The following is a 25,633-nucleotide window of genomic DNA, read 5'->3' as shown; positions in this document are numbered from 1 at the left end:
TTCCGGCCCGCGGCGGCAGGACAGGTGATGAGACGTTCTGACGATCAGGCGGCTTTGACGGCCCGGATTTTTTTGCTGCTGTCCGCATCTGATGCTGTTTTATCCGTTTCAGCATTGAGCTCGGGAAGCTTGCTGGTACGCAGGATATGCTGCACGGACTCTTTCTGCTCGGCGAGATAAAGACCTAGGTTCTCCGCCTGCGTTTCATCCATCTGCATTCCGCTTTGCAACAGCCAGTCGGTAAACGCTTCTGCCATATCGAGCAGCTTGTCGTGAGCGTCAGCCTCTTTCTTACTGGCAAATGTCATTTTTTCTTCACCTTTTCTTACGACAACAAATTTTGTTTCAACAGCCATTGTGCACCCCCCCCGTATACTGTAATTATATACAGTATAGCAGTTGTGACGTTGTGTTGCAGCAAAAATGTGCGAGCCTGGCTTGCACAACGGGTGGACAAGCCAGGTGCTGTTATCGGTACAGCGTTTTTTCGGCAATCGGGATCAGCAAAGTGGACTGCCATTCCGCCAGCGTCAGCTGGGCAAGTTTACCCAGCGCGGTGTAGAACGGATGGGCCGCGTTTTCAACGAATACGCTAAGGAAACGCATGCTCCATGGCAGCAGATGCCAGGCAAGAAGCTGGTCGCGTTCTGTTTCGCGACCGTTCTCGGCAAGCCATGCCGCCAGCATCAGCAACGTTCCGAAATGATCTTCAGGCTCATTCTGCTGCATCTCAAAGGCGATATGGTTTTCACGCATCCACTGACGCAACGCGAGGGTCGAATCGCCAAACAGCACGGACTCGCGATCAAGCCAGACCGAGCCCCACGGGGGGGCGGGCAGGGCATACGGGCCAATAAACAGACGCTGCCAGGCGTCTTTCAACGCTTCATCCGATGGGGTCTTAAACATACTGGCGACAGGCAGCAGATTTCCCTCCGCCAGCGGCCAGTCCTGAACCCAGTCACCTGCGGTCAGGGCACTCACCAGCGGCGCGGTCTGCTCGCTGTCTGGAGCGAAATAAAACAGCGCGCCCAGTACCCGGGCGCTGAACGCGAACGATTCGCGGTGTGAGACGTCATTCATTACAACTTTCCTTACTTGCGCGCGGGTAGCCCCGCGCACCTGTGTTAACCTGCAATTGCTAACCCTGCGGTCATATGCAGACCATAAAATAGCCCACGGCCAATCAGTTCACCCAGCGCCACCAGCACGACACCTGCAAACAGGCCGAGCGTTTTTGGCTCCTGACGACGAATCAGCGGGTAGATCCAGCAGCCTAAACCCGCCGCCAGCAACGCGATGCGCCATACCTGAAGCGAACCATAATCCGGAAGCAGGGCGTTAGCCTGCTGGATGGAACTCTGTATTGTCCCCAGCGTATTGCTTTGCAACACGACGACCGCCACGCAGACGATAAGTGCCAGTACGCTGACTGACGCGGCAAGAGTACCTTTGAATGTCACGTTTGCGACGCGCAGCAGCAGCGCGGCCAGTAGAGGACCAGCCAGAACCATCGTCAGGAAGAAGCTCAGCGTGGTGTAACCCGTATACCAGGTCGGGACAGTCTCAATCTGATAGACCCGGGTCATCGCCCAGACAAAAACGATGCCCAGGATCTGGCTGACAACCAGCCAGATTTTGCCCAAAGCTGGGGGCATTTTACCGATAACCGACACCAGCCACCAGAAACCGCCCACGGCAAAGAAGATCGAACCCGCCGCGATCTCATTACTCAGCGCTGACGCGCCCACGCGGTTAAGCGAGTTGAAGGCACGCAGCGGGGAGCCAAGATGCAGTACCGAGGCCATAAACCCAATACCCATTACCAGCCAGAGAAAAAACAGGCTGCGCACGATGCGCATTCTGGCCTTGTCATCATTTTCCTTAAGCCAGACGAAGCCCATCACGATTAACGCGCCGGCCACGCACTGCCCGAAAACGGTGAAGATCACCAGCGGCCATTCATGCCATCCACTTCCCATCTCACACCTCCTTCGGGTTTGCCAGGTAGCCGGTGGTGTCACCCGTCCCCGCTCGGGCAGACCTTGGTGCAGGCCGGATCTTCGCAGTGGTTGCAGGCAATCGACAGGTAATAGGCGAAGACATTCTGATGCCAGACGCCGTTGTCCTCCTGCCAGTCGCCGCCCGCATATTCATAAATACGCCGGAAGCTGACGTCCGGGGTCAGGTCTTTGTAATCCTTGCAGGCCAGCTCGCAGGTTTTACACCCGGTGCAGCGGCTGGAATCAATAAAAAATCCATACTGGGTAGTCATCGGTTAATCCTTATGCCTTCTCTATCTGCACCAGGTTCGTGTGCTGCGGGTTGCCTTTCGCCAGCGGTGACGGGCGGTGTGTGGTCAGGGTATTGATGCAGGAGCCGTGATCGACACGATCGCCGTTCATGTTGGCGTCATGCTAGGCGCCCTGGCCCATCGCGCTTACGCCGGGCATGATGCGCGGGGTGACTTTCGCGGCAATACGCACTTCGCCGCGGTCGTTGAAGACGCGCACCATATCCCCGTTTTTGATTCCACGTTGCTCCGCATCCACAGGGTTAAGCCACACCTCCTGGCGACAGGCGGCCTGGAGCACATCCACGTTGCCGTAGCTGGAGTGGGTACGGGCTTTAAAGTGGAAACCGAACAGTTGCAGCGGGAATTTGCTGCGCTCGGGCGCGTCCCAGCCTTCAAAGGTTGAGGTATAGACCGGCAGCGGGGTGATGGTTTCGTCTTTTTGCAGTTCCCAGGTTGCCGCAATATCCGCCAGCTTGCTGGAGTAGATCTCGATTTTGCCCGACGGGGTTTTCAGCGGATTGGCATCCGGATCGTCACGGAATTTTTTATAGGCCACAAAATGTCCGTTAGGATCTTTGCGCTTATAAATACCCATTTTTTTCAGCGCATCGTAGGATGGCAGCAGCGGATCTTTGGCGACCATTTTGGCGTACAGGTAGCGCAGCCACTGCTCCTGCGTACGGCCTTCGGTGAATTTCTGATGGATATCCGGTCCGAGGCGTTTCGCCACTTCACTCATGATCCAGTAGATGGGCTTGCGCTCGAACTTCGGGGCGGTAACCGGCTGGAGAAAAATCAGGTATCCCATGTTGCCGGCGTAATCGTTGGGGATGATATCTTCCTGCTCGACGGTCATCAGGTCCGGCAGAACAATATCGGCATACTTCGCGGACGAGGTCATAAAGTTGTCGATGACGACGATCGTTTCGCACTTGTTCTCATCCTGCAAAATGTCGTGAGTTTTGTTGATATCGGAATGCTGGTTGATGATGGTATTACCCGCGTAGTTCCAGATGAACTTGATCGGCACATCGAGCTTATCTTTGCCGCGTACGCCGTCGCGCAGGGCGGTCATCTCCGGTCCACGGGCAATGGCATCCGTCCAGCTGAAGCAGGAAATTTGCGTTTTCACCGGATTTTCCGGCAGCGGCATGCGTTCGATGGTGATGGTGTAGGTCGATTCGCGCGCGCCGCTGTTGCCGCCGTTAATGCCGACGTTGCCGGTCAGGATCGGCAGCATGGCGATGGCGCGGGACGTTTGCTCCCCGTTAGCCTGACGCTGCGGGCCCCAGCCCTGGCAAATGTAGGCCGGTTTCGCCGAACCGATTTCACGGGCCAGCTTAATGATGCGATCGGCAGGGATGCCCGTTATTCGAGACGCCCACTCAGGGGTTTTCGCGGTTTTGTCATCACCCTGGCCGAGAATATAGGCTTTGTAATGACCATTAGCCGGTGCGCCTTCCGGCAGGGTTTTTTCGTCATAACCCACGCAGTATTTATCGAGGAAAGGTTGATCGACCAGATTTTCATTAATCAGCACCCACGCAATACCAGCCACCAGCGCGGCATCGGTGCCCGGACGAATTGGGATCCACTCGTCTTCACGCCCTGCGGCAGTGTCGGTATAGCGTGGATCGATAACGATCATCCGCGCGTTTGACCGTTCGCGCGCCTGCTCGAGGTAGTAAGTGATCCCGCCGCCGCTCATGCGCGTTTCCGCCGGATTATTGCCGAACATCACGACCAGTTTGGTGTTTTCGATATCCGATGTGCTGTTGCCGTCGTTGCTGCCGTAGGTGTAGGGCATTGCGCAGGCGATCTGCGCGGTGCTGTAGGTGCCGTAGTGGCTGAGGAAGCCGCCGTAGCAGTTCATCAGGCGCGCGACCAGCGAGGCATAAGGGGAGGAGCGGGTGATGTTGCCGCCTACAATTCCGGAGGAGTAGTTAATGTAGACCGCTTCGTTGCCGTATTTTTCGACCACGCTTTTCAGGCTCGCGGCGATGGTGTCCAGCGCTTCTTCCCAGGTGATACGCTCAAACTTGCCTTCTCCGCGTTTGCCCACGCGTTTCATCGGATAATTCAGACGGTCTGGGTGATTAATGCGACGGCGAATTGAACGGCCTCGCAGGCAGGCGCGAACCTGATGGTTGCCGTAGATATCCTCGCCGGTATTATCCGTTTCAACCCAGTAGACTTCGTCATCGCGAACGTGCAGACGCAGCGCGCAGCGGCTACCGCAGTTTACCGAGCAGGCGCCCCAGACGACTTTATCTTCTGCGGGCTGAATAGCGGACTGCACAGCGGCGGCGGCGCTTTTCAGACCAAAAGGTAATGCGATCCCACCGGCGGCAAGCGCCAGGGATCCTATGGCAGTAGATTTAACCAGAGTTCGACGGCTTAAACCGCCGTGATGTTCAACTTCGGACATAACTCACCCCATCATTGTTAATAATTATTTTCACCCGTGACTACAACCGGGCTAATGATGGGGGGAGTGTTACTTATTTAGAGGTATTAAATATTAATCCTCGTCAAATCAGGGGAATTGAGTGGGAAAATCATTGCGGCTCAGCGGGCGCATTCTCTTGCGTACCTGCGCCGCTCACCGGGTAGTTGCCGCTACTGGTGCGGGTGTACAAAATTTTGAAAGTATCGTTGGCACAATGCCCAACGACCTGCGCATCCGGCTGATCGGCCTGATCGTTCGGGACGATGTTCAGGGTAAAGCCAGACTCCGGTACGCCGTTGTTGATAATCTTCTGCTGAATGTCGCTTTTCACGCGCTCGCAGGAGTCCGGGGCCGCAAGAAGAGCGGGTGAAGCACTCATTAACAGCAGGGCGGTAATCCAGGGTAACCGTTTCATCTGTAGCTCCTTTTCACTGTGTAGACTGTAAGCATAGCAGGGTTAGGGTAAGCTTTTGTTTTTGGACCTGTCTTTCTGAATTGTCCTGGAGCCCTGCCTGCGTCATAAAATAAATTGCGAGTAATGGTGCTGATTGTCTACCAGATAAGAAGGCAGGGTGCGTTTTGATACCTCTTGCCTGACCAGTTTTCGGTCTCGTCCCCAGATATCTTCGGCGTTGGTAATAACCTTCATAATATGTTCCGGGTTATTAAATTCCGGCAGATCGTATTCGGTATGAGAAATGGTAGACATTTTTTCGGAAATTCTTTCTGGAGTCATTACCCATGAGAAATGCCAGCCGCCATCTTTCACAATTTTATTATTGATTTTTAGCCAGTTCCATTTAAACCATGACCAGTTTTTATCTTTGCGCGCACGCTTCCAGTTTCTGAAAGATTCAGGCTCACCGTGGAAGAAATGCTTAAGGTTGTAATAGGACGTCGCGCGGGGCAAGGTACATTTTCTCGGCGTACCATCCGTGTTGTGAACCTGAAGATTAAACTGATAGTTGAACACGTTTTGATGAATAGTCGTGCAGAGCGCGCGCGGATTAATGGCCCTGACCGTGTCGGGAGAGAAGATTTCGTCAACGTCTGACACCAGAATCAGATCGTCGTCAGCCGCGTCTTTTAACCCGTTCATAATGGAGTTGCGAAGCGCTGCTTCATTTGCCCAGGCATCAACCTGGTTATTATCCGCACGGTTTAAAATAGGCTGCGCGTCAAAAGGCACGTAAATGATTTTGTCTTTGAATTTGGCAAACTTTGTAATATCGAAATGCAATTCTCTCGGTATGCCCGTAAAAGAGTGTGTTGCTTCTACAATGACAAAACGGTCAACGACATCAGCGAGAGTATGTAATCTGATGTCGAGCAACATATCTTCGTCATAGTATAAAAAACAGTCGTAAATCATGATGTTAACCCGAAAATTTAAGAATCTAATTTTATAATAGTGTGGAATCTTCCGCGCCCAAAGTAGCCACTTTGGCAGGTCTCGTCAATGCAAACGACGGATTTATACAGCGCAAAGAGTCAAATGAAGTGCTGTTATGTAAGTTGCTGTATTTGCTAATATGATTGTATCTCTCTTTGAACGGTAAATGATGTGAACAAATACGCAGCGATAACGCTACTGGCAACGGTACTGGTGGGATGCGACAACAACACCGCGCCGCTGTCATTTACGCCGGAGATGGCGAGTTTTTCGAACGAGTTTGACTTTGATCCTCTGCGCGGGCCGGTGAAGGATTTTACCCAGACGCTGTTCAACGATAAGGGTGAAGTCTCTAAACGTGTGACCGGCACGATGTCAACGGAAGGGTGTTTCGATACGCTTGAACTGCACGATCTCGACGCTAATACGGGCGTTGCGCTGGTGCTGGATGCTAACTACTACGTCGATGCGGAAACCCAGCAGCAGAAGGTAAAGTTGCAGGGGAAATGTCAGCTGGCGGAACTGCCGTCTGCCGGCCTGACGTGGGACACCGACGATAACGGGTTTGTGGTTGCCGCGCACAGCAAAGAGATGGAAGTGAAGTACCAGTATGACGCCGACGGCTACCCGCTGGGTAAAACTACGGTTTCCGGCGACAAGCGTTTATCGGTCAAGTCGGTGCCGTCGAAAGATCTGCGCAAGCGCATGGATTATACGGCGGTAAGCCTGTTGAACGATAAACCGATGGGCAATGTAAAGCAGAGCTGTGATTACGATCGCCATAATAACCCGGTGAGCTGTGAGCTGGTGATCACCGATGGCAGCGTCAAACCTGCCGTTGAGCACAAGTACACCATCAAAAACAGCATTGAATATTATTGAGAATAAAACCGCGCAGGTTACTGCGCGGTGGGTTTAAGCAGGCTGGCGGAGGAGGACTTATGCCCGGCCAGATGCTGATGCTGGAAAATGCACATGCGGATGGTGTTACGGTATTCGCCGTTAATAAAGAACTCATGGATCAGTTCACCTTCCACCATAAAGCCCAGCTTACGGTAGATATGAATCGCTTTTTCGTTCTCTTTGTCGACGATAAGGTAAAGCTTGTAGAGATTCAGGACGTTAAACCCGTAATCCATCGCCAGCTTTGCCGCCCGCGACGCAAGACCTTTCCCCTGGTGCTCCGGTGAAATAATGATCTGAAATTCCGCCCGACGGTGAACGTGGTTGATCTCAACCAGTTCAACCAGCCCGGCTTTCTCACCTTCGCACTCCACCACAAACCGGCGTTCACTCTGATCGTGGATATGCTTGTCGTAGAGATCGGACAGCTCGACAAACGCCTCATAAGGCTCTTCAAACCAGTAGCGCATCACGCTGGCATTGTTGTCGAGCTGGTGAACAAAGCGTAAATCTTCGCGCTCCAGCGGACGGAGCTTAACGTCACACGGCGTCGACATTACGGTGCTACCGTGCGGCCAGTACGACGATCCAGACAGCGCAGGGTGTTAGGCTCCCAATAGGCGTTGACGTTGGCACTTTGCTGGCATTTGTCGCGGGCATCAAACGCGACGTCTTCTTTATCCCACTCTTTTTCCACGCGCTTATTCACTTTCTGACGCAGGCTGCGGGTGTCATTCCATTGTTCTTTGTCCATGGCGGCGTTCTGACGGCTTTGCGCGCTGTCACCAGACTCAATGATGAGTTTGCTGGTTTCGGCTGATGCCGTTGCGGCGAAGGCGAACGATGACAGCGCCAGTACGGCTGTCAGACAAAGGCGTTTGCTTAATGTAGTCATAGCGTTTCCTTTAAACGGGTGCAGACAATCGGATTACCCCGTTGGATTCTACACCAATCCGAAAGGGTGTCATACCCGCGCGGCAGGTATGGGAACGATGTGAACATTATCGCGTATGATGTCTAAATCAATCCTCACGAAACGAGAAAAATGTTCAAAACGACGCTGCTTTTTTTCGCGACCGCGCTGTGCGAAATCATCGGATGCTTTTTGCCGTGGCTCTGGCTAAAGCGGAGCGCTTCCGCGCTGCTGCTGATCCCGGCGGGTGTGTCCCTGGCCCTTTTTGTCTGGCTGCTCACCCTGCATCCGGCCGCCAGCGGGAGGGTATATGCGGCCTACGGCGGAGTGTACGTCTGTACCGCGCTGCTGTGGCTGCGCGTTGTCGATGGCGTCAGGCTAAGCCTGTATGACTGGGCAGGCGCGCTGATTGCCCTGTGCGGCATGTTGATCATCGTGGCCGGTTGGGGACGCGCATAAGCGTCCTTATAGTGTGATCGCCCGCTGATTTTACGATCATTATACTTGTATGGTAGTAGTGTAGTTGCGTAAATTTCCTGCATCACAACGAGCGATGTAAGGAAATGGATTATGAAGATTGTCGGGGCTGAAGTATTTGTCACCTGCCCGGGGCGTAACTTTGTCACCCTTAAAATCACCACCGATGAGGGCATTGTCGGCCTGGGTGATGCCACGCTGAACGGACGTGAACTTTCCGTTGCCTCCTACCTGAAAGATCACCTGTGCCCTCAGTTGATTGGCCGCGATGCGCACCGCATCGAAGATATCTGGCAGTTCTTCTATAAAGGCGCTTACTGGCGTCGTGGTCCGGTCACCATGTCAGCGATTTCTGCCGTGGATATGGCGCTGTGGGACATTAAGGCGAAAGCCGCGAACATGCCGCTCTATCAGCTTCTGGGCGGAGCCTCCCGGGAAGGGGTGATGGTTTATTGTCACACCACCGGGCACACCATTGACGACGTGCTGGAAGATTATGCCCGTCATAAAGAGATGGGCTTCAAGGCAATTCGCGTGCAGTGCGGCGTGCCGGGAATGAAAACCACCTACGGCATGGCAAAAGGAAAAGGGCTGGCGTATGAGCCAGCGACCAAGGGCGCCTGGCCGGAAGAGCAGCTGTGGTCCACTGAAAAATACCTCGACTTCACGCCGAAACTGTTCGACGCAGTGCGCAGTCAGTTCGGCTTCAATGAACATCTCCTTCACGACATGCACCACCGTCTGACGCCCATCGAAGCGGCGCGATTCGGCAAAAGCATTGAAGAGTACCGTCTGTTCTGGATGGAAGATCCGACTCCCGCTGAAAACCAGGAGTGTTTCCGCCTGATCCGCCAGCACACCGTCACGCCAATTGCGGTGGGGGAAGTGTTCAACAGCATCTGGGACTGCAAGCAGCTGATTGAAGAGCAGCTCATTGACTATATCCGCGCCACCATAACCCATGCGGGCGGCATCACCGGGATGCGTCGCATTGCGGACTTTGCCTCACTTTATCAGGTGCGTACCGGCTCACACGGCCCGTCGGATCTGTCGCCGATTTGCCACGCCGCGGCGCTGCATTTTGACCTGTGGGTACCGAACTTTGGCGTGCAAGAGTATATGGGGTATTCGGAGCAGATGCTGGAAGTGTTCCCGCACAGCTGGCGCTTCGATAACGGCTATATGCACCCGGGCGACAAGCCAGGGCTGGGCATTGAGTTTGATGAGAAGCTGGCGGCGAAATACCCGTACGATCCGGCTTATCTGCCGGTGGCTCGTCTGGAAGACGGCACCCTCTGGAACTGGTAAACGAGGAGCGAATGATGAAAAGCGTAGTGATCCAACAGCCGGATGTGCTGGTGATTGAAGAGCGTCCTCTCCCGTTGCCGGGCGCAGGCGACGTCCGCGTCAAAATTAAGCTCGCCGGTATTTGCGGTTCAGACAGCCATATCTATCGCGGGCATAACCCGTTTGCGAAATACCCGCGGGTAATCGGTCACGAGTTCTTTGGCGAAATAGACGCGGTTGGCGAAGGCGTGGAGGGCACCCGACTGGGCCAGCGCGTTTCGGTTGATCCGGTGATCAGCTGCGGGCACTGCTACCCGTGTTCCGTTGGAAAACCGAACGTTTGTACTTCGCTGGTGGTGCTGGGCGTCCACCGTGACGGCGGCTTCAGCGAATACGCCGTGGTGCCGGCGAAAAATGCCTGGCGCATTCCGGATGCGATCCCTGACCACCACGCGGTGATGGTTGAGCCATTCACCATTGCCGCCAACGTAACGGGGCAGGCGAAACCCACCGAACAGGATGTGGCGCTGATTTACGGCGCAGGCCCGATGGGGCTGGTCACCGTGCAGGCGCTGAAGGGCGTTTACAAGGTGAAGCAGGTCATCGTGGTGGATCGCATTGATGAGCGGCTGGAGATGGCGCAACGCAGCGGCGCAGACTGGGTCTTCAACAACGGCGAGCATTCTTTACAGGCCGCGCTGGATGAAAAAGGCATCAAGCCGACGTTAATCATCGATGCTGCCTGTCATCCGTCCATTTTACAGGAAGCGATTACGCTGGCGTCTCCGGCGGCGCGCATCGTGCTGATGGGCTTCTCCAGCGACCCGAGCCAGATTGTGCAGCAGGGGATCACCGGCAAAGAGCTGTCGATCTTCTCTTCGCGCCTGAATGCCAACAAATTCCCGGTGGTCATTGAATGGCTGGAAAAAGGGCTGATCGACCCTGAAAAAATGGTCACCCATACATTTGACTATCACCACGTTACAGACGCCATCGAACTGTTTGAAAAAGACCAGCGGCAGTGCTGCAAAGTCTTGCTCACGTTCGACCAATAATAATTCACGCGGTTAAGAGCCTGCGAAGACAGGCTCTCAGTGGTACGCATCTTACCTTGCAGAGATAGCCATTATGACTCAAGCACAACCTCAAAGAAGTACGTCAGATCTGGTGAAAGCCGCCGTATCTGGCTGGCTGGGCACCGCCCTGGAGTTTATGGATTTCCAGCTCTACTCCCTTGGCGCCGCGCTGGTGTTTCATGAAATTTTCTTCCCTGAGCAGTCCGCGGCCATGGCGCTGATCCTGGCGATGGGCACCTACGGCGCAGGCTACATCGCGCGTATTGTCGGGGCATTTATCTTCGGCAGAATGGGCGACAGAATTGGCCGTAAAAAAGTGCTGTTTATCACCATCACCATGATGGGGATCTGCACCACCTTAATCGGCGTCCTGCCAACCTACGCGCAGATCGGGATTTTCGCACCGGTGCTGCTGGTGACGCTGCGTATTATTCAGGGGCTGGGCGCGGGGGCTGAAATCTCCGGCGCAGGCACCATGCTGGCCGAATACGCCCCGAAGGGTAAACGCGGCATCATCTCCTCGCTGGTGGCCATGGGCACCAACTGCGGGACGCTGAGCGCCACGGCGATCTGGGCCGTGATGTTCTTTGCCCTCGATCGTGAAGAACTTATTGCCTGGGGCTGGCGCGTGCCGTTCCTCGCCAGCGTGGTGGTGATGATCTTCGCCATCTGGCTGCGTATGAACCTTAAAGAGAGCCCGGTGTTTGAGAAGGTAAACGATGCCGAAGCCGTTGCGCCGGTTGCTGCGCAGGATACCTCGGTCGGCGCGATGTTTAAGAGCAAATCGTTCTGGCTGGCGACGGGGCTGCGCTTTGGTCAGGCCGGTAACTCTGGGCTTATCCAGACCTTCCTTGCCGGGTACTTGGTACAGACGCTGTTATTTGATAAGGCGATCCCAACCGATGCGCTGATGATCAGCTCGATTCTTGGCTTCGTCTCCATCCCGCTGCTGGGCTGGCTGTCCGATAAAGTGGGGCGCCGTCTGCCATATATCATCCTTAACATTTCAGCCATTATTCTGGCTTACCCGATGCTGTCGATTATCGTCGATAAGAGTTACGCGCCGGGCGTGATTATGCTCTCTATCATCGTTATTCATAACTTTGCGGTGCTCGGGCTGTTTGCGCTGGAAAACATCACCATGGCGGAGATGTTTGGTTCGCGAAACCGCTTTACCCGCATGGCGATCTCTAAAGAGGCGGGCGGTCTGGTGGCGGTAGGCTTTGGTCCAGTGCTGGCGGGGATCTTCTGCAATATGACCGGGTCCTGGTGGCCGATTGTGGCGATGCTGGTGGCGTACTCGCTGATTGGGCTGGTCTCCGCTTTGCTGATGCCAGAAGTGCGCGACCGCGATTTGAGCCTGGTGGAAGATGCAGCTGAACCCCTGCGCCAGAGCGATACCGCAGCGAAGCAGCGGAAATATGGAGCCCTGTCATGAGTTTTATTAACGATAACTTTATGATTGGCAATGCGAGAGGTGTTGAACTTTATCGTAACGTCGCGAAAGCGCTGCCAATTATTGATTATCACTGTCACCTGGACGCGAAAGATATCTTCGAGAATAAAAATCTCGATAATATTGCCGAACTCTGGCTGGCTGGCGATCATTATAAATGGCGCGCCATGCGCGCCAACGGTATTGACGAAAAATACATTACGGGCGATGCCCCGGCGGAGGATAAATTTGCGGCATGGGCTGAAACGGTCGAAGCGAGCTATGGAAATCCGCTCTATCACTGGACTCATTTAGAACTTCACCACTATTTTAACTGTGACGAACCGCTGGGCAGGCATAACTGGCGTGAAATAATGGAGCGCTGTAATCTGCTATTGCAGCAGCCTGATTTTACGCCGAGGGAACTCATTAAACGCTCCAGGGTAGAAGTTATTTGCACGACAGATGCTCCGCTTGATGATTTACGCTACCATCAATTATTGCGTGATGACGCGACGTTCAACGTTAAGGTATTACCGACCTTTCGTCCGGACGATGTTTTTGCGCAAAACGCGGAACAGTTTGCCGACTTTATCGATCGATTAGGTGAGACGACAGGATCTAAAATCCAGACATTCAGCGATTTTGTTAAGGGAATGAGCCAGCGTATTGCCTGGTTCCACGAAATGGGGTGCCGAATTTCCGATCACGGACCCGTGGAGATCCATTTTCAGTCAGCAGATGAAAGACAGGTTGAATCCGTGTTTGCCCGAAAGCGCCGGGGTGAAAATCTGGACGCCCGTAATAATGCGATTCTTGACAGTGCCATTTTTATTATGCTGGCGCATAATTACAGGCAGCATAACTGGGCAATGCAGATACACTTCGGTGCGATTCGCAATAATAATTCCCGCATGTACCGTTCTTTGGGTAGTAATACTGGTTTTGACTCGCTGACCGATCAGTCGAATCTTGCGGCCAATCTCAACCAACTCCTGGATGCAATGGCGCAGGCTGAAGCTTTGCCCAAAACCATTCTATATAACCTCAACGCCAGCTATAACGATATTGTCGCGACGACTATCGCTAATTTTCAGACTGCGGGATTGGGCGTTAAATCGCCGATACAGTTTGGCTCCGGATGGTGGTTTAACGACACTCAACGCGGAATGGAAAACCAGCTACATTGCCTTGCGGATCAGGGGCTATTAATGAATTTTGTCGGTATGTTAACCGATTCCCGTAGTCTGGTTTCGTATACTCGCCACGATTATTTCCGTCGTATTTTGTGCAATATCATTGGTGGCTGGGTGGAGCGTGGTGAAGTTCCGGATAATAACGCCATCCTAACGAAGATGGTTAAAAATATTTGCCATGATAATGCTGAAAACTATTTCAGATTCTAAATTCTACTCACTGAGTGGGGATGGAACATGTCTCGTACTGCAAAAAAAATTACTATTCCGGTTAGTATCGGCTACGGACTAACGGATATTATGGGCGGCGGTGCCTTTACCGTTATCGGCGCCTGGTTATTATTCTTCTATACGACATTTGTTGGGTTGTCACCGGTTGAAGCGGCGTCTATTGTTGCTATAGCGCGCATTGTCGATGCTATCGTTAGTTTGTTTATGGGAAGTTTTACTGACCATTTTTACAAAAACTATTTTGGTAAAAAATTTGGTCGCCGACGTTTCTTTTTGCTGATCGGTGCACCGTTGATGCTGGTCTATGCATTGCTGTGGCTTGATGGCATGACATACGGTTTTTATCTCGCCGTCTATCTAGCATTTGAAATTATTGCTGCAATGGTACTGATCCCGTGGGAAACGTTACCGTCAGAAATGACAAAAGACTTTAACCAGCGGACCAAACTCTCTACCTGTCGCATGTTTCTTTCAGCGTCCGGGACGTTTCTGGCGACATTTATTCCCGGATTACTGATCGGCTATTTCGGGGAAAACAGCGCCCATGCCTACCTCATAAACGGCGTTATTTTTGCTGTACTGTTTATGGTATGTGTATTCATCTCGTGGAAAGTGACCTGGGAACGCGAGTTGACGCCGGAAATGCTCTCCGGGCTGGAAAAAAACACACGCCCACAAACAGCAGGGGAGAAGCTGGCTGCCTTTGGACGACTTTTTAAGGAGTATGGTTCCACCCTGAAAATCCGGGCCTTCAGGAAACATCTCGCCATCTATCTGCTGTCGTTTACCGGCAAAGATGTCTACAACACGGTATTTGTATTTTTCTGCGTCTACTGTCTGAATGTCTCTTCCTCACTGGCAGGCACGCTGCTGTCGATGAGTATTGTGGGGCTGCCCGTCACGTTAATTGCGGGTATAGGGATCATCAGATATGGGCCATCAAAGCTATATGTATTTACCTATTCACTGATGTTGCTCTGTTTGGGGGGCTTCTTTGCCGTGTACCAGATCCCTGCGCTGAATACCGTCGCGACGCTGGTCATTCTGGCCGGGGTGTATCAGGTGGGGCGCTGCGTCCTTGAGTTTACTCCGTGGAACGTGTTCCCGTTCATTCCAGATATCGATGAAATGGTCAGCCGTCAGCGTCGTGAGGGACTGTTTGCCGCGGTAATGACATTCTCCCGAAAAACCACGGTCGCTATTGCCACCTTTATTGTGGGTCTCCTGTTACAAAGCGGCGGATTTGTAAAAGGGAGCCAGACGCAGCCAACCGAAGCCATCCACACCATCGCAATGCTGATGTTCATCGGCACTGCTGCCTTGCTTATCCTGGCCCTGTGGCAGGCTCTGACATTCAACCTGAACAAGCGTACGCACAAAATCTTTGTGGATGAGCTGGATCGCCTGAAAGCCAACGGCTCTCCCCAACGCGTATCCGCCGAAGCTCGCCGGGTCGTGGAAGATTTAACAGGCTATTCCTACGACAGGTTGTGGCGTGAGCCGACGGTCCGGTCCGGCGAGCAGACGGTGCGCACCCCTGTATGATCTGGTTTATATCTTTTGCCAGATGTCACACAACTTGATTTTTATATCACACCACTTGGCCGAAAGTTAATGTAAATCAATGTTCATGGCAGCATAACCAGTATTGTGATCGGCAGGATAAAGTAACGACACTGCCATTCTAGTTGGTTTAGTCAACCGGCGCAGCCGCACTGTCACCAGAGCGGCTGCGGATCTCAGCGTTCATAATTAACGAGTCTCAATCATGGAAAACCGTTTATTACAGGCGAAGGCAACGCGTCCTCAGTACGATCGCGACAGCCTCAAGGCACGCATTGTTCATTTAGGGTTTGGCGCATTTCACCGTGCGCACCAGGCGGTGTACACCGATATACTCGCCGCAGAACAGGGCAGCGACTGGGGTTACTGCGAAGTTAACCTGATTGGCGGCGAACAGCAGATCGCCGATCTGAAGGCACAGGATAATCTTTATACCGTAGCAGAGATGTCTGCCGATGCGTGGACGGCGCGCGTGGTCGGCGTCGTCAAAAATGCGCTGCATGCGCAGGTCGACGGCCTTGAAACCGTGCTGGCGGCGCTGTGCGATCCGCAGGTCGCCATTGTTTCCCTGACCATCACCGAGAAAGGGTATTGCCACTCCCCGGCAACCGGACAACTGATGTTCGATCATCCGTTAATCGTTGCCGACCTGCAAAACCCCCATCAGCCGAAATCTGCGCCAGGCGTAGTGGTTGAAGCGCTGGCGCGGCGTAAGGCGGCGGGGCTGCCAGCATTCAGCGTGATGTCATGCGATAACATGCCGGAAAACGGCCACGTGATGCGCAATGTCACCTGCGCCTACGCGCGCGCTGTTGACGGCGAACTGGCCGACTGGATTGAAGCGAACGTCACCTTCCCGTCAACCATGGTGGACCGTATTGTGCCCGCCGTCACGGCTGAAACGCTGGATAAAATTGAACAGCTGACCGGCGTACGCGATCCGGCAGGTGTCGCCTGTGAGCCGTTCCGCCAGTGGGTGGTAGAAGATAATTTCGTCGCCGGACGTCCACAGTGGGAAAAGGCCGGTGCGGAACTGGTTTCTGATGTCATTCCGTTTGAAGAGATGAAGCTGCGTATGCTTAACGGCAGCCACTCGTTCCTGGCCTATCTCGGCTACCTGGCCGGTTATCAGCACATTAACGACTGCATGGAAGATGAACATTATCGCGCAGCCGCGCATGCGCTAATGCTGAAAGAGCAGGCGCCGACGCTGAAAGTGAAGGGGGTGGATTTAGCTCACTATGCCGACCTGCTGATCGCACGTTACAGCAATCCGGCCCTGCGCCACCGCACCTGGCAAATCGCCATGGACGGTAGCCAGAAATTGCCGCAGCGGATGCTCGATTCCGTTCGCTGGCACCTTGTCCACCAGAAACCCTTCCCGCTGCTGGCCCTGGGTGTGGCGGGCTGGATGCGTTATGTCGGCGGTGTGGATGAGCAGGGTAACGCGATTGAGGTGAGCGATCCGCAGCTGGCGGTGATTCAGGCGGCGGTAAACGGTAGCGCTGAAGGCGAAAGCCGCGTTAGCGCGCTGTTGGGCATTGAGGCTATTTTCGGTAACGAGCTGCCGAAGGACGCGGTGTTTGTGGCTGCGGTCATGCAGGCCTATCAAACGTTGCTGCAAAAAGGCGCGAAGGCCACGGTTGCTGAGTACGCCTCCCGGCTTTAACGCGATGACATGCCGCCGTCCGCGGCGGCATGTCGGGGCGCAGCTTAGTGCATCCCCAGGCGAATCAGCTCAATCGGTTCGAACTTACCTTCGCATCCTTCGACTTCAACCGTTTTACCACGGCGCACCTGCTCGGCATTAAGGCCGTCGCTGTGGATCGCTTTAATCACGCCGAACTGGCCTGTGCCGCTAATCATGACGCGGCTGCCAGTAGTGATTGCATTTCGGTTACGGTCGTATGTCATCATGGTATTTTCTCCTCTCGTACTTATCCGTTACGGCGCTAATTCAACGGCTGCCGTTCACGGGGCACTATTAATACGCCTCTCTTTAACGAAATTATTTGCTTTTGATCAAGCTCACACTTTTTTCTTATTTCATGCAGGCGTTGACGGTTCAGGACACCACTTTACAAAGCGGACAGTTATTTTCCTTAATTGATAGTTTCCGGGTGCAAGTGTTTAGGCTTTGTTTATATCCACAATGTCATTCTGGAGGCAGAAAATAACCCTTCATCGGAAAAGGAGTCAGGCTTATGTATAAGAAAATTTTGATGCCTGTTGACGTGTTTGAAATGGATTTGAGCGATAAAGCGGTACGCCACGCGGTCAACCTCGCGAAGGCGGAAGGCGCGACGATCACCCTGGTCAACATTCTCCCTAACAGCAGCCGTTCGTTACTGCGGGGGTTCAATGCAGATATTAAGAAGTTCGAAGAGTATATGACCGCCGAGTCTGATAAGAAGATGAAGGCGCTGAAACGGCTCTTTGATATGTCCCCGGACAATATTGACTGTGAAGTTCGCTTCGGCAACGTACGCGATGAAATCATCAAGCTCAGCAAAGAGGGGAAATATGATGTCATTGTTATCGGATCAAAAAATCCGAGCATTACAACCCATCTGCTGGGTTCAAATGCTGAAACTATTCTGCGCTACGCCACTATTCCGGTATTAGTGGTCCGCTAATTACTTCGCCGCAACCGAAAGGGGGCGGCGAGGTTTTATTCTTCGCTGAACCACTCGCGGTTTTCCTGGCGAATTAACTGAACTGACTCACTAATTTCCTGAAGGTGAAGCGTCATCGCTTTATCTACGGCTTCCACGTCGCGTTTTTCCAGCGCGCTGAAAATATCATGATGCTGGCGCAGCAACATCTCTGGCGGAGAAACATGGTCGAGGCTCATGTAGCGCACGCGGTCGATGGTAGCTTTGATGTTTTCGACGGTATCCCACGCGAGCTGGCACTCGGCGATCTGCGCCAGTTTCTGGTGGAACTCGTCGTCCAGCTGGAAAAAGTCGTTTAACTGTTTGCGGTCGATGGCGATTCGTTGCTGATGCAGGTTTTGCTCCAGCAGGTAGCACTGGTTATCGTTGATGAGCGACGCGGCGCGACGCACCACGGCGCACTCGATGGCCTGGCGAACAAAACAGCCATTCCGTACCTGCGAAAGCGAAATTTTATTTACATAGCTGCCGCGCTGAGGGCGGATCTGAATAAGGCCGTTTTCTGCAAGCTTAATAAACGCCTCACGTACGGGCTGACGGGAAACGTCAAAACGTACCGAAACCTCTTTTTCTGAGAGTGGCGTTCCCGGTGGGATCAGGCAGCGAACAATATCACGGCGTAAGATGCGATATATTTGCTGATTAACGGGCTGGGTAGGATTAAGTTGCGATTCAGCGGCCATGGGTTGTGATTTCTCAGAGAGTTAACCTGAACATACTACCATTCTTTTCCCTGCCATCACATACCCGGCCCGCAGGCCGGGTGGGGTAAATTAACCGCGATGCACGCTGAGTCCGGCATAGGTCTGGCTGACGGGCATCATCTCAACCGTATTGATGTTGACATGCTTCGGCAGGGTCGCGACCCACCAGACGGTTTCGGTGATATCTTCCGGCGTCAGCGCATTCGCGTTTTCATAGGTTTTATCCGCTTTCGCGTCGTCGCCTTTGAAACGCACGTTGGAGAATTCAGTTCCGCCTACCAGACCCGGTTCAACATCGGTCACGCGGATCGCGGTTCCGTGCAGGTCGGTGCGCAGGTTCAGGCTGAACTGGCGGACAAAGGCTTTGGTCGCGCCATAGACGTTGCCGCCCGCGTAAGGCCAGCTTCCGGCGGTGGAACCGATGTTAATGATATGGCCACGGTTACGTTCAACCATGCCCGGCAGCACGGCGCGGGTCATGTACACCAGCCCTTTGTTGTTGGTGTCGATCATGTTTTCCCAGTCTTCCACGCTGGCTTTGTGGGCAGGCTCCATGCCCAGCGCCAGGCCGGCGTTATTGACCAGCACGTCAATTTCACGCCATTCGGCAGGCAGGTTGGCAATCATCTCTTCAATAGCGGCGCGGTTGCGCACGTCCAGCTGCGCGGTCAGAATGCTGTCACCCAGCTCGTCTTTTAGCTCCTGCAAACGCTCCTGACGACGCCCTGTTGCAATCACTTTGTGTCCGTTGGCGACGAAGCGACGCGTGATGCTTTCACCAAAACCCGCTGTCGCCCCGGTAACTAAAATAATCATCTCACTGTTCCTCAACGCTTTTTGTGTTGTACTAACATAGCACGCTCTCCGGCACGTCGTTAAGGCAACATTTGTATGACGCCATTGCAGGCCGGCGCAGGCTGGCCTACTCTGGGGAGAAATACCGTGCTCAGGAGTAAACGATGTCGGTCAACAATCCTTTTTTTGAAATTAGCCTGTTGCCTTATCAGGCGCCACGTTTTGATGCGATTAACGACAGCCATTATCGTCCGGCATTTGATGAGGCAATGCGCCTGAAGCGTGCAGACATTGACGCGATTATCGCGCAGCGCGCCGCGCCGGACTTCGACAATACCGTGCTGGCGCTGGAAAAGAGCGGGGCCATGCTGTCGCGCGTGAGCAGCGTGTTCTTCGCCATGACGTCCGCACACACCAACGATGGTCTTCAGGCGCTGGACGAGCAGTTCTCCACCGAACTGGCCGGGCTGGCGAACGATATCTGGCTAAACGATACGCTTTTCGCCCGCGTGGAAGCCGTCTGGCAGGATCGCGAGGCGCTGGATGCCGAATCCCGACGACTGACGGAGGAGATGTATCAGCACTTTGTTCTTGCTGGCGCGCGTCTGAACGCCGATGAAAAAGCCGAGCTGAAAGCCCTGAATACCGAAGCCGCCACCCTGACCAGCCAGTTCAACCAGCGCCTGCTGGCGGCGAACAAGGCGGGAGGGCTGGTGGTGGACGATGTTCACCAGCTTGACGGGCTCAGTGCGGAGGAGGTGGCTGCCGCGGCTCACGCTGCCGCAGAAAAAGGGCTGACGGATCGCTGGCTGATCCCGCTTTTGAATACCACGCAACAGCCCGCGCTGGCGGCGCTGTCGTTGCGCGAGACCCGTAAAAAGTTGTTCAGCGCGGGCTGGGAACGCACTCAGAAAGGCGACGAAAACGATACGCGCGAGCTGATCCGTCGGCTTACCGGGTTACGGGCAAGACAGGCGCAGCTGCTCGGCTTTGACAACTATGCGAGCTGGAGCATTGCCGATCAGATGGCGAAAACGCCGGAAGCCGCGCTCGAATTCATGCGCGGGATAGTTCCTGCGGCACGCGGCAGGGCCGCGCTGGAGCAGGCGGATATTCAGAAGGTCATCGACGACGAGCAGGGTGGTTTTACGGTACAGGCCTGGGACTGGGCGTTTTATGCCGAACGCGTGCGCTCAGCGAAATACGCGCTGGATGAGTCGCAGATCAAACCCTATTTCGCACTCAATACCGTGCTGGAAGATGGCGTATTCTGGACCGCCACGCAGCTGTTCGGTATCCGCTTTGTCGAGCGTTTTGATATTCCGGTTTACCACCCGGATGTTCGCGTGTGGGAGATTTTCGACCACACGGGTGAAGGCATGGCGCTGTTCTACGGCGACTTTTTCGCGCGTGATTCCAAAGCGGGCGGCGCGTGGATGGGGAATTTTGTTGAGCAGTCTTATGAGTTTGCCGCGCGTCCGGTGATTTATAACGTCTGCAACTATCAAAAACCGGCGAACGGGCAGACCGCGCTGATCTCCTGGGATGATGTGATTACCCTGTTCCACGAGTTTGGCCATACCCTGCATGGCCTGTTTGCCAGCCAGCGCTATGCCACGCTTTCAGGCACCAACACGCCACGTGATTTCGTTGAATTTCCTTCGCAAATCAATGAACACTGGGCCAGCCATCCGCAGGTGTTTGCGCACTTTGCTCGTCACTATCAAACCGGCGAACCGATGCCGGATGCGCTGCGGGAAAAAATGCTCAATGCGACCCAGTTTAATAAGGGTTATGACATGACGGAGCTATTGAGCGCCGCGCTGCTGGATATGAACTGGCACGGCATTCAGGAGCCCGTTGAAGACGTGGAAGCCTTTGAAGCCGCCGCGTTGAAAAAAGAGGGGTTGGATCTTCCCGCCGTACCGCCGCGCTATCGCAGCAGCTATTTCGCCCATATCTTCGGCGGCGGCTACGCGGCGGGGTATTACGCCTATCTCTGGACGCAGATGCTGGCGGACGATGGCTACCAGTGGTTTGTCGAGCAGGGCGGTTTGACGCGCGTGAACGGACAGAAATTCCGCGAGGCGATTTTGTCCCGCGGCAACAGCACTGATTTAGCTGAACTTTACCGGAACTGGCGCGGGCACGATCCGAAGATCGAACCGATGCTGGAGAATCGCGGATTGAGTGCGTAAGGCTTTTTCGTGTGGGAACAGAACCGGGCGCGAGGCCCGGTTTTTTCTTTCCCAAAATGAATCCTTAATTCTGCGAAATTTGCAGGAGGATAGGGGCCAGCTTCACGTAGCTACACCTTTACTTTTACCCAGTAAGGATCCCCGCGACTTTAGAACATCTGGCGCTTTAACCCGGCTTTATCCGTTGGCCGGACTAAATATACTGCTTCAGCGTCCACGTTTATAAGTCAGCCATCCCTCACAGGATGGCTGTATATTGTTTAATTTAATGAAATACGAACCACACTATCCGGGCCTTTCGTCGTGTTGTCGTCATTGAAGTCCTGCTTCACGGTTACGTATAACGTTTTACCGTCCGGTGTTACCAGAAGACTGTTGGGATGGCTGGTGAACGTCCAGCTGTTTTTCACAGCATAGCTCCCGGCGTCAAGCTGCAACACCTTCCTGGATTCGCGCTGAGTGATGAAAATTTCGTTGCGCTCAGCGTTAAACCTTATTCCCAGCGCATCGCCTTTAAGACGCTTGATAACTTTCCCGCTGCGCTCATCAAATACCAGTGTGGTTTTGGCTTTTGAATCATCAGTCACGAACAGGCGCCCGGTGGCCGGATCTTCTGCCATATTCAGGAACAAATACGCTTTTTTATCTCCCGGCGTCCAGCGCTGTTCGATTTTATACGTCTCCGGGTTAATCACCAGAATTTCACCGCCGCCATTGGCGGCATAAAGGCGGTCTGTCAGCGGCGAATAAATAATCCCCGTCACCCATTTCCCGGCATTTTCGATTCGGGCTTTTAGCGTCATGGTGTTGGCATCAACCACGGAGATAAACCCAGGGTCGGCAACGCCGCCGATAAACAGTTGTCCCTTGTGGAAGAGGATTTCACGCGCACCAACCGGGTCGCCATCCTTGTCTTTGCCTTCAAACATCAGGCGCTGTAGCACCTTGCCGCTTTGCACGTCCACTTTCGATACCCCGCCATCAAGGGTGTTGGTGGTGTAGTAGACCTTGCCATTATCGTCCGCTGCCATGCCGAAGTTTTTCAGGTCGGTGTGGGTTTCACCTTGCGTGGCAAGCGTTGTGGGATCCAGTTTATAGAGCACCCCGCCGTTGACGTTTTTGAAACTCTGCGCGCTCGCAACGTACAACGCGTTTGCCGTTGGGGAGTAAACCATCTCATACAGACCGTCCGCGAGTTCGCGCTGCTTGAGTTCAGCCGAACCCGGGAGGGCTGCTGACGCCGTTGCGCTCAGGGTTAACGCCGCGGTAAGAATGCTTAAGCCCCATGTCTTTCCTTTTAGCCAATGGAATGTGTTCATTTTTTGTTCCTGTCATGCGCGAGCCGCGCTGATTTTGATAAATATACATTTATTTACATTTAACTTACAAAATTACCTGTGCATAATAAAGCAAATAATTATCATTTCCATTCTTATTTGGATGAATGATTTGCACATAACGACAACAACAGACAGGTAACATGATGATTTTTAAAGGCAGGGCTAATCGCGCGAAAGCGCCCGCAGGGTTAATTCCTGCTTCCTTCTCACTTTCACTGCTTGCGCTGGCAATGTCCGCCGTCATGCACCCGGCACAGGCGGATGAAAATACGCAAGAACAAGAGATGGTTGTCTACGGTGACGGGAACGGGAGCGCCGACTCGCAGCAGGATTATGCGGTAAAAACCACGCGTTCAGGCACCAAAATGCTGCTGACCCCGCGCGATATCCCCCAGTCAGTCAGCGTCGTGACGCGCCAGCGTATGCAGGATCAAGACCTGCAAACCATTGACCAGGTACTTACCAATGCCACCGGCGTTTCGTCGCAGCAGGTTGATAGCGAGCGTTCCAGCTACTTTTCCCGCGGCTTTGAAATCACCAATTTCGCCTACGATGAGATCCCCACATCAATGGGCGACGCGTGGAACTTTGGCGATGCGCAGGAAGATACTGCCATTTATGATCGTATAGAGATTGTGCGTGGCGCAAACGGCCTGATGACCGGCGCTGGCGATCCGGGAGCAACGGTGAACATGGTGCGTAAACGTGCCGACAGTAAAACCTTCAGGGGCAACGTCAGCGCAAGTTACGGAAGCTGGAACAAACAGCGTTATGTGGGCGACATCTCCGCGCCCCTCAATTCCGACGGCAGCCTGCGTGGGCGCGTCGTGGCAGGTTATCAGGATCAGGACAGCTGGCTTGACAGATATGGCAAGCGCAAGAAATTTCTCTATGGCGTCATTGAAGGCGATGTAACGGAACACACGACGGCCTCGCTGGGCTGGGACTATCAGCAAACAAACACAGCCAACCCGACCTGGGGCGGATTACCCAGCCTGTACAGTAACGGCAGCCGTACCCATTACGATCGCAACGTCAATACCTCGGCAGACTGGACGGGATACTCCGTTGAGTCGCGTAAAGTTTTTGCTGACCTCACCCACAACTGGGATAACGGCTGGTCGGTGCGTTTCAATGGAACCCACGGCGAGCAAACGTTCAATGATACCCTGCTTTATGTGATGGGCAATCCGGACGCCACCACCGGAGAAGGCGCATCAGGCTGGGGTAGTAAGGATCGCGGCAAGCGCACTCTGGACGCCTTTGATGCCTACGCCAGCGGGCCTTTTGAACTTCTCGGGCGTCAACATCAGCTGATGGCCGGAGCCAACTATAGCCGACAGCACAATGCTACCTTCAGCAAAGACGGGCCAATGGACAGTGCGCAGATTGGCATCTTCAACAACAGCTGGGACGGCAGCGTGGCCGAGCCGGAGTGGGGCGACTGGTATCAAAATGCGGATGATATCGTGCGGCAAAAATCGGCGTATACGGCGGCACGCCTGTCGCTGGCGGATCCGTTGTCGCTAATCGTTGGCGCACGTTATACCCAGTACAGCTCAGATGGCAGCAGCGGCGATATGCGTAAATACAACACCACCCCTTACGGCGGGCTGGTGTATGACATCAACGACAGCCTTTCCGCTTACGCCAGCTATACCTCAATTTTTGCCCCGCAAACCAAACGCACGAAAGAGGGTGCATGGCTCTCTCCCGTCACCGGTAAAAATTATGAAACCGGCCTGAAGGCAGACTGGATGGACGGTCGACTGACCACCAACGTTGCCGTATTCCGCATAGAACAGGAGAACGCGGGGGAGGAAATCAGCGGGGTATTCGTTAATGGATCCAGCGAACAAGCTTATCGCGCAACCAAAGGCGCAGTGAGCAAAGGGGCGGAATTTGAGGTGAACGGTGCCGTTACCGACAATCTACAGCTTACCTTCAGCGCGACCCGCTATGTTGCCCGTGATTCAGATGGCCGCTTCAACAGCTTCGCGCCGCAGACGCAGCTTAAGCTGTTCAGCCGTTACCGCGTCCCGGCGCTTCCGGATCTGACCCTAGGCGGCGGCGTGAACTGGCAGAATCAGGTGTACAAAGATGTCACCGGTCCGGACGGCGAGACGCAGCGCCTCTATCAGGGCAGCTATCCGCTCGTCGACTTGTTCGCGCAGTATCAGCTGACGAAACAGCTGGCGGTGCAGGCAAACGTTCGTAACCTGTTCGACCGCGAATACTACTCATACCTTGATGACTCTGCCGTCTATGGCGAACCGCGTAGCGTCTCGGTAAGCATGAGTTACACATTCTGATCTAATCAGCTTATCGCTATCCTGGCCATCACCTGTTCCGAAATGCGCTTCGGCCCCACCAGCGGCAACGACACGGCGATGGCCGCCATGCCATTGCCATCCTGGTAACGAATAATGTGCCGGTTTGAACGGGTGACGAGCCTGGTGCCGGAAACATTGGATCAGTTAAAGAAGACGTATGTTGGATATGCAGTAAAACAGCCAGACGCAAAAGCGTAAATATTCAATGAACAGGACGCCCTCAGACTCGAGGGTAATCCTGAGCAATACACAACTCCTCAAGTTATTTAATCACTATGTATCTATCTATATAGCGAGTTGGGCTACAACTGTGCAAAAGACCTTGATGACAATGAGTTCAAGATTCTTCTACGCAAAGCCACGAGGAGT

At 53.8% G+C, this 25,633-nt stretch carries 22 protein-coding genes and 2 pseudogenes; 11 read left to right on the top strand and 13 right to left on the bottom strand.

Annotated features, from left to right (window positions below; all coding sequences use genetic code 11):
• Positions 1-44 precede the first annotated feature (44 nt).
• From H2Z33_RS20510 to H2Z33_RS20480, 7 genes and pseudogenes are all read right to left on the bottom strand, one after another.
• On the bottom strand, positions 45-356 hold the full coding sequence (locus H2Z33_RS20510; protein ID WP_017384548.1) for a YebG family protein: 312 nt from the start codon (positions 354-356) through the stop codon (positions 45-47).
• Between the two features lie 112 nt (positions 357-468).
• Entirely contained in the window at positions 469-1,083 is a 615-nt protein-coding gene (dmsD, locus tag H2Z33_RS20505) for a Tat proofreading chaperone DmsD (RefSeq protein WP_032104932.1), read from the bottom strand.
• Positions 1,084-1,127: 44 nt separating this feature from the next.
• Positions 1,128-1,982, bottom strand: a complete 855-nt coding sequence (locus tag H2Z33_RS20500; protein ID WP_063135124.1) for a dimethyl sulfoxide reductase anchor subunit family protein — start codon at positions 1,980-1,982, stop codon at positions 1,128-1,130.
• A 47-nt stretch (positions 1,983-2,029) separates the two neighbouring features.
• A pseudogene (gene dmsB, locus H2Z33_RS20495) lies at positions 2,030-2,275 on the bottom strand (dimethylsulfoxide reductase iron-sulfur subunit DmsB); the annotation flags it as partial.
• A gap of 10 nt (positions 2,276-2,285) precedes the next feature.
• A pseudogene (ynfE, locus tag H2Z33_RS20490) lies at positions 2,286-4,724 on the bottom strand (selenate/tellurate reductase subunit YnfE).
• A 130-nt stretch (positions 4,725-4,854) separates the two neighbouring features.
• Positions 4,855-5,160: a DUF1161 domain-containing protein gene (locus H2Z33_RS20485; protein WP_003857424.1), complete on the bottom strand. Its 306-nt coding sequence runs from the start codon at positions 5,158-5,160 to the stop codon at positions 4,855-4,857.
• Positions 5,161-5,262: 102 nt separating this feature from the next.
• A complete protein-coding gene (locus tag H2Z33_RS20480) occupies positions 5,263-6,117 on the bottom strand; it encodes a benzoate transporter (RefSeq protein WP_003857421.1) in 855 nt (284 codons plus the stop codon).
• A gap of 192 nt (positions 6,118-6,309) precedes the next feature.
• Here H2Z33_RS20480 and H2Z33_RS20475 point away from each other — a divergent pair, with 192 nt between their 5' ends.
• Positions 6,310-7,020 carry a YnfC family lipoprotein gene (locus tag H2Z33_RS20475; RefSeq protein ID WP_045906737.1) on the top strand — a complete coding sequence of 237 codons (711 nt, stop codon included), beginning with the start codon at positions 6,310-6,312 and terminating at the stop codon, positions 7,018-7,020.
• Positions 7,021-7,037: 17 nt separating this feature from the next.
• Here H2Z33_RS20475 and speG read toward each other — a convergent pair whose 3' ends face one another.
• Both speG and H2Z33_RS20465 read right to left on the bottom strand, forming a co-directional pair.
• Positions 7,038-7,598, bottom strand: a complete 561-nt coding sequence (gene speG, locus H2Z33_RS20470; protein WP_003857416.1) for a spermidine N1-acetyltransferase — start codon at positions 7,596-7,598, stop codon at positions 7,038-7,040.
• Entirely contained in the window at positions 7,598-7,936 is a 339-nt protein-coding gene (locus H2Z33_RS20465; protein ID WP_006808856.1) for a DUF1283 family protein, read from the bottom strand. Before H2Z33_RS20465 ends, speG begins: the two co-directional genes overlap by 1 nt.
• A gap of 150 nt (positions 7,937-8,086) precedes the next feature.
• Between H2Z33_RS20465 and H2Z33_RS20460 the strand changes: the two genes are divergently transcribed.
• The 7 genes from H2Z33_RS20460 (at position 8,087) to H2Z33_RS20430 (ending at position 16,888) form a co-directional block, all read left to right on the top strand.
• Complete coding sequence (locus H2Z33_RS20460; protein ID WP_063135125.1) at positions 8,087-8,413, top strand: YnfA family protein; 327 nt, start codon at positions 8,087-8,089, stop codon at positions 8,411-8,413.
• Positions 8,414-8,524: 111 nt separating this feature from the next.
• A complete protein-coding gene (gene manD / locus H2Z33_RS20455) occupies positions 8,525-9,739 on the top strand; it encodes a D-mannonate dehydratase ManD (RefSeq protein ID WP_017384541.1) in 1,215 nt (404 codons plus the stop codon).
• A 14-nt stretch (positions 9,740-9,753) separates the two neighbouring features.
• Positions 9,754-10,773, top strand: a complete 1,020-nt coding sequence (locus H2Z33_RS20450; RefSeq protein ID WP_063867200.1) for a Zn-dependent oxidoreductase — start codon at positions 9,754-9,756, stop codon at positions 10,771-10,773.
• A 73-nt stretch (positions 10,774-10,846) separates the two neighbouring features.
• On the top strand, positions 10,847-12,232 hold the full coding sequence (locus H2Z33_RS20445) for an MFS transporter (protein WP_017694076.1): 1,386 nt from the start codon (positions 10,847-10,849) through the stop codon (positions 12,230-12,232).
• Positions 12,229-13,635 (top strand): glucuronate isomerase, encoded by a 1,407-nt coding sequence (gene uxaC / locus H2Z33_RS20440; protein WP_063135127.1) that lies wholly within the window; start codon positions 12,229-12,231, stop codon positions 13,633-13,635. Before H2Z33_RS20445 ends, uxaC begins: the two co-directional genes overlap by 4 nt.
• Before the next feature lie 27 nt (positions 13,636-13,662).
• Positions 13,663-15,201 carry an MFS transporter gene (locus tag H2Z33_RS20435; RefSeq protein WP_198091809.1) on the top strand — a complete coding sequence of 513 codons (1,539 nt, stop codon included), beginning with the start codon at positions 13,663-13,665 and terminating at the stop codon, positions 15,199-15,201.
• A 223-nt stretch (positions 15,202-15,424) separates the two neighbouring features.
• Positions 15,425-16,888 carry a mannitol dehydrogenase family protein gene (locus H2Z33_RS20430; protein WP_032619752.1) on the top strand — a complete coding sequence of 488 codons (1,464 nt, stop codon included), beginning with the start codon at positions 15,425-15,427 and terminating at the stop codon, positions 16,886-16,888.
• Between the two features lie 44 nt (positions 16,889-16,932).
• On the opposite strand, the gene ydfZ is transcribed toward H2Z33_RS20430, so the two are convergent.
• Positions 16,933-17,136, bottom strand: coding sequence for a putative selenium delivery protein YdfZ (ydfZ, locus tag H2Z33_RS20425; RefSeq protein ID WP_003857405.1), 204 nt, complete (start codon positions 17,134-17,136; stop codon positions 16,933-16,935).
• 287 nt (positions 17,137-17,423) lie between these two features.
• On the opposite strand from ydfZ, the gene H2Z33_RS20420 reads away from it, so the two are divergent.
• Positions 17,424-17,855, top strand: a complete 432-nt coding sequence (locus tag H2Z33_RS20420) for a universal stress protein (protein WP_015570611.1) — start codon at positions 17,424-17,426, stop codon at positions 17,853-17,855.
• Positions 17,856-17,890: 35 nt separating this feature from the next.
• Here the strand turns inward: H2Z33_RS20420 and H2Z33_RS20415 are convergent, their stop codons facing one another.
• Entirely contained in the window at positions 17,891-18,577 is a 687-nt protein-coding gene (locus H2Z33_RS20415; protein ID WP_003857403.1) for a GntR family transcriptional regulator, read from the bottom strand.
• Between the two features lie 90 nt (positions 18,578-18,667).
• Positions 18,668-19,414, bottom strand: a complete 747-nt coding sequence (gene ydfG, locus H2Z33_RS20410; RefSeq protein WP_022647991.1) for a bifunctional NADP-dependent 3-hydroxy acid dehydrogenase/3-hydroxypropionate dehydrogenase YdfG — start codon at positions 19,412-19,414, stop codon at positions 18,668-18,670.
• A gap of 143 nt (positions 19,415-19,557) precedes the next feature.
• On the opposite strand from ydfG, the gene dcp reads away from it, so the two are divergent.
• Positions 19,558-21,591 (top strand): peptidyl-dipeptidase Dcp, encoded by a 2,034-nt coding sequence (gene dcp / locus H2Z33_RS20405; RefSeq protein WP_063135128.1) that lies wholly within the window; start codon positions 19,558-19,560, stop codon positions 21,589-21,591.
• A gap of 260 nt (positions 21,592-21,851) precedes the next feature.
• On the opposite strand, the gene H2Z33_RS20400 is transcribed toward dcp, so the two are convergent.
• Positions 21,852-22,910, bottom strand: a complete 1,059-nt coding sequence (locus H2Z33_RS20400) for a YncE family protein (RefSeq protein ID WP_063135129.1) — start codon at positions 22,908-22,910, stop codon at positions 21,852-21,854.
• 164 nt (positions 22,911-23,074) lie between these two features.
• Between H2Z33_RS20400 and fhuE the strand changes: the two genes are divergently transcribed.
• Positions 23,075-25,243 (top strand): ferric-rhodotorulic acid/ferric-coprogen receptor FhuE, encoded by a 2,169-nt coding sequence (fhuE, locus tag H2Z33_RS20395; protein WP_063135130.1) that lies wholly within the window; start codon positions 23,075-23,077, stop codon positions 25,241-25,243.
• Positions 25,244-25,633 lie beyond the last annotated feature (390 nt).

The organism is Enterobacter sp. YSU (genome assembly GCF_016082135.1).
GTDB lineage: Bacteria > Pseudomonadota > Gammaproteobacteria > Enterobacterales > Enterobacteriaceae > Enterobacter > Enterobacter hormaechei_C.
The sequence above is the reverse complement of the archived record's forward strand: the minus strand, read 5'-3'. Positions and strand labels throughout refer to the sequence as shown.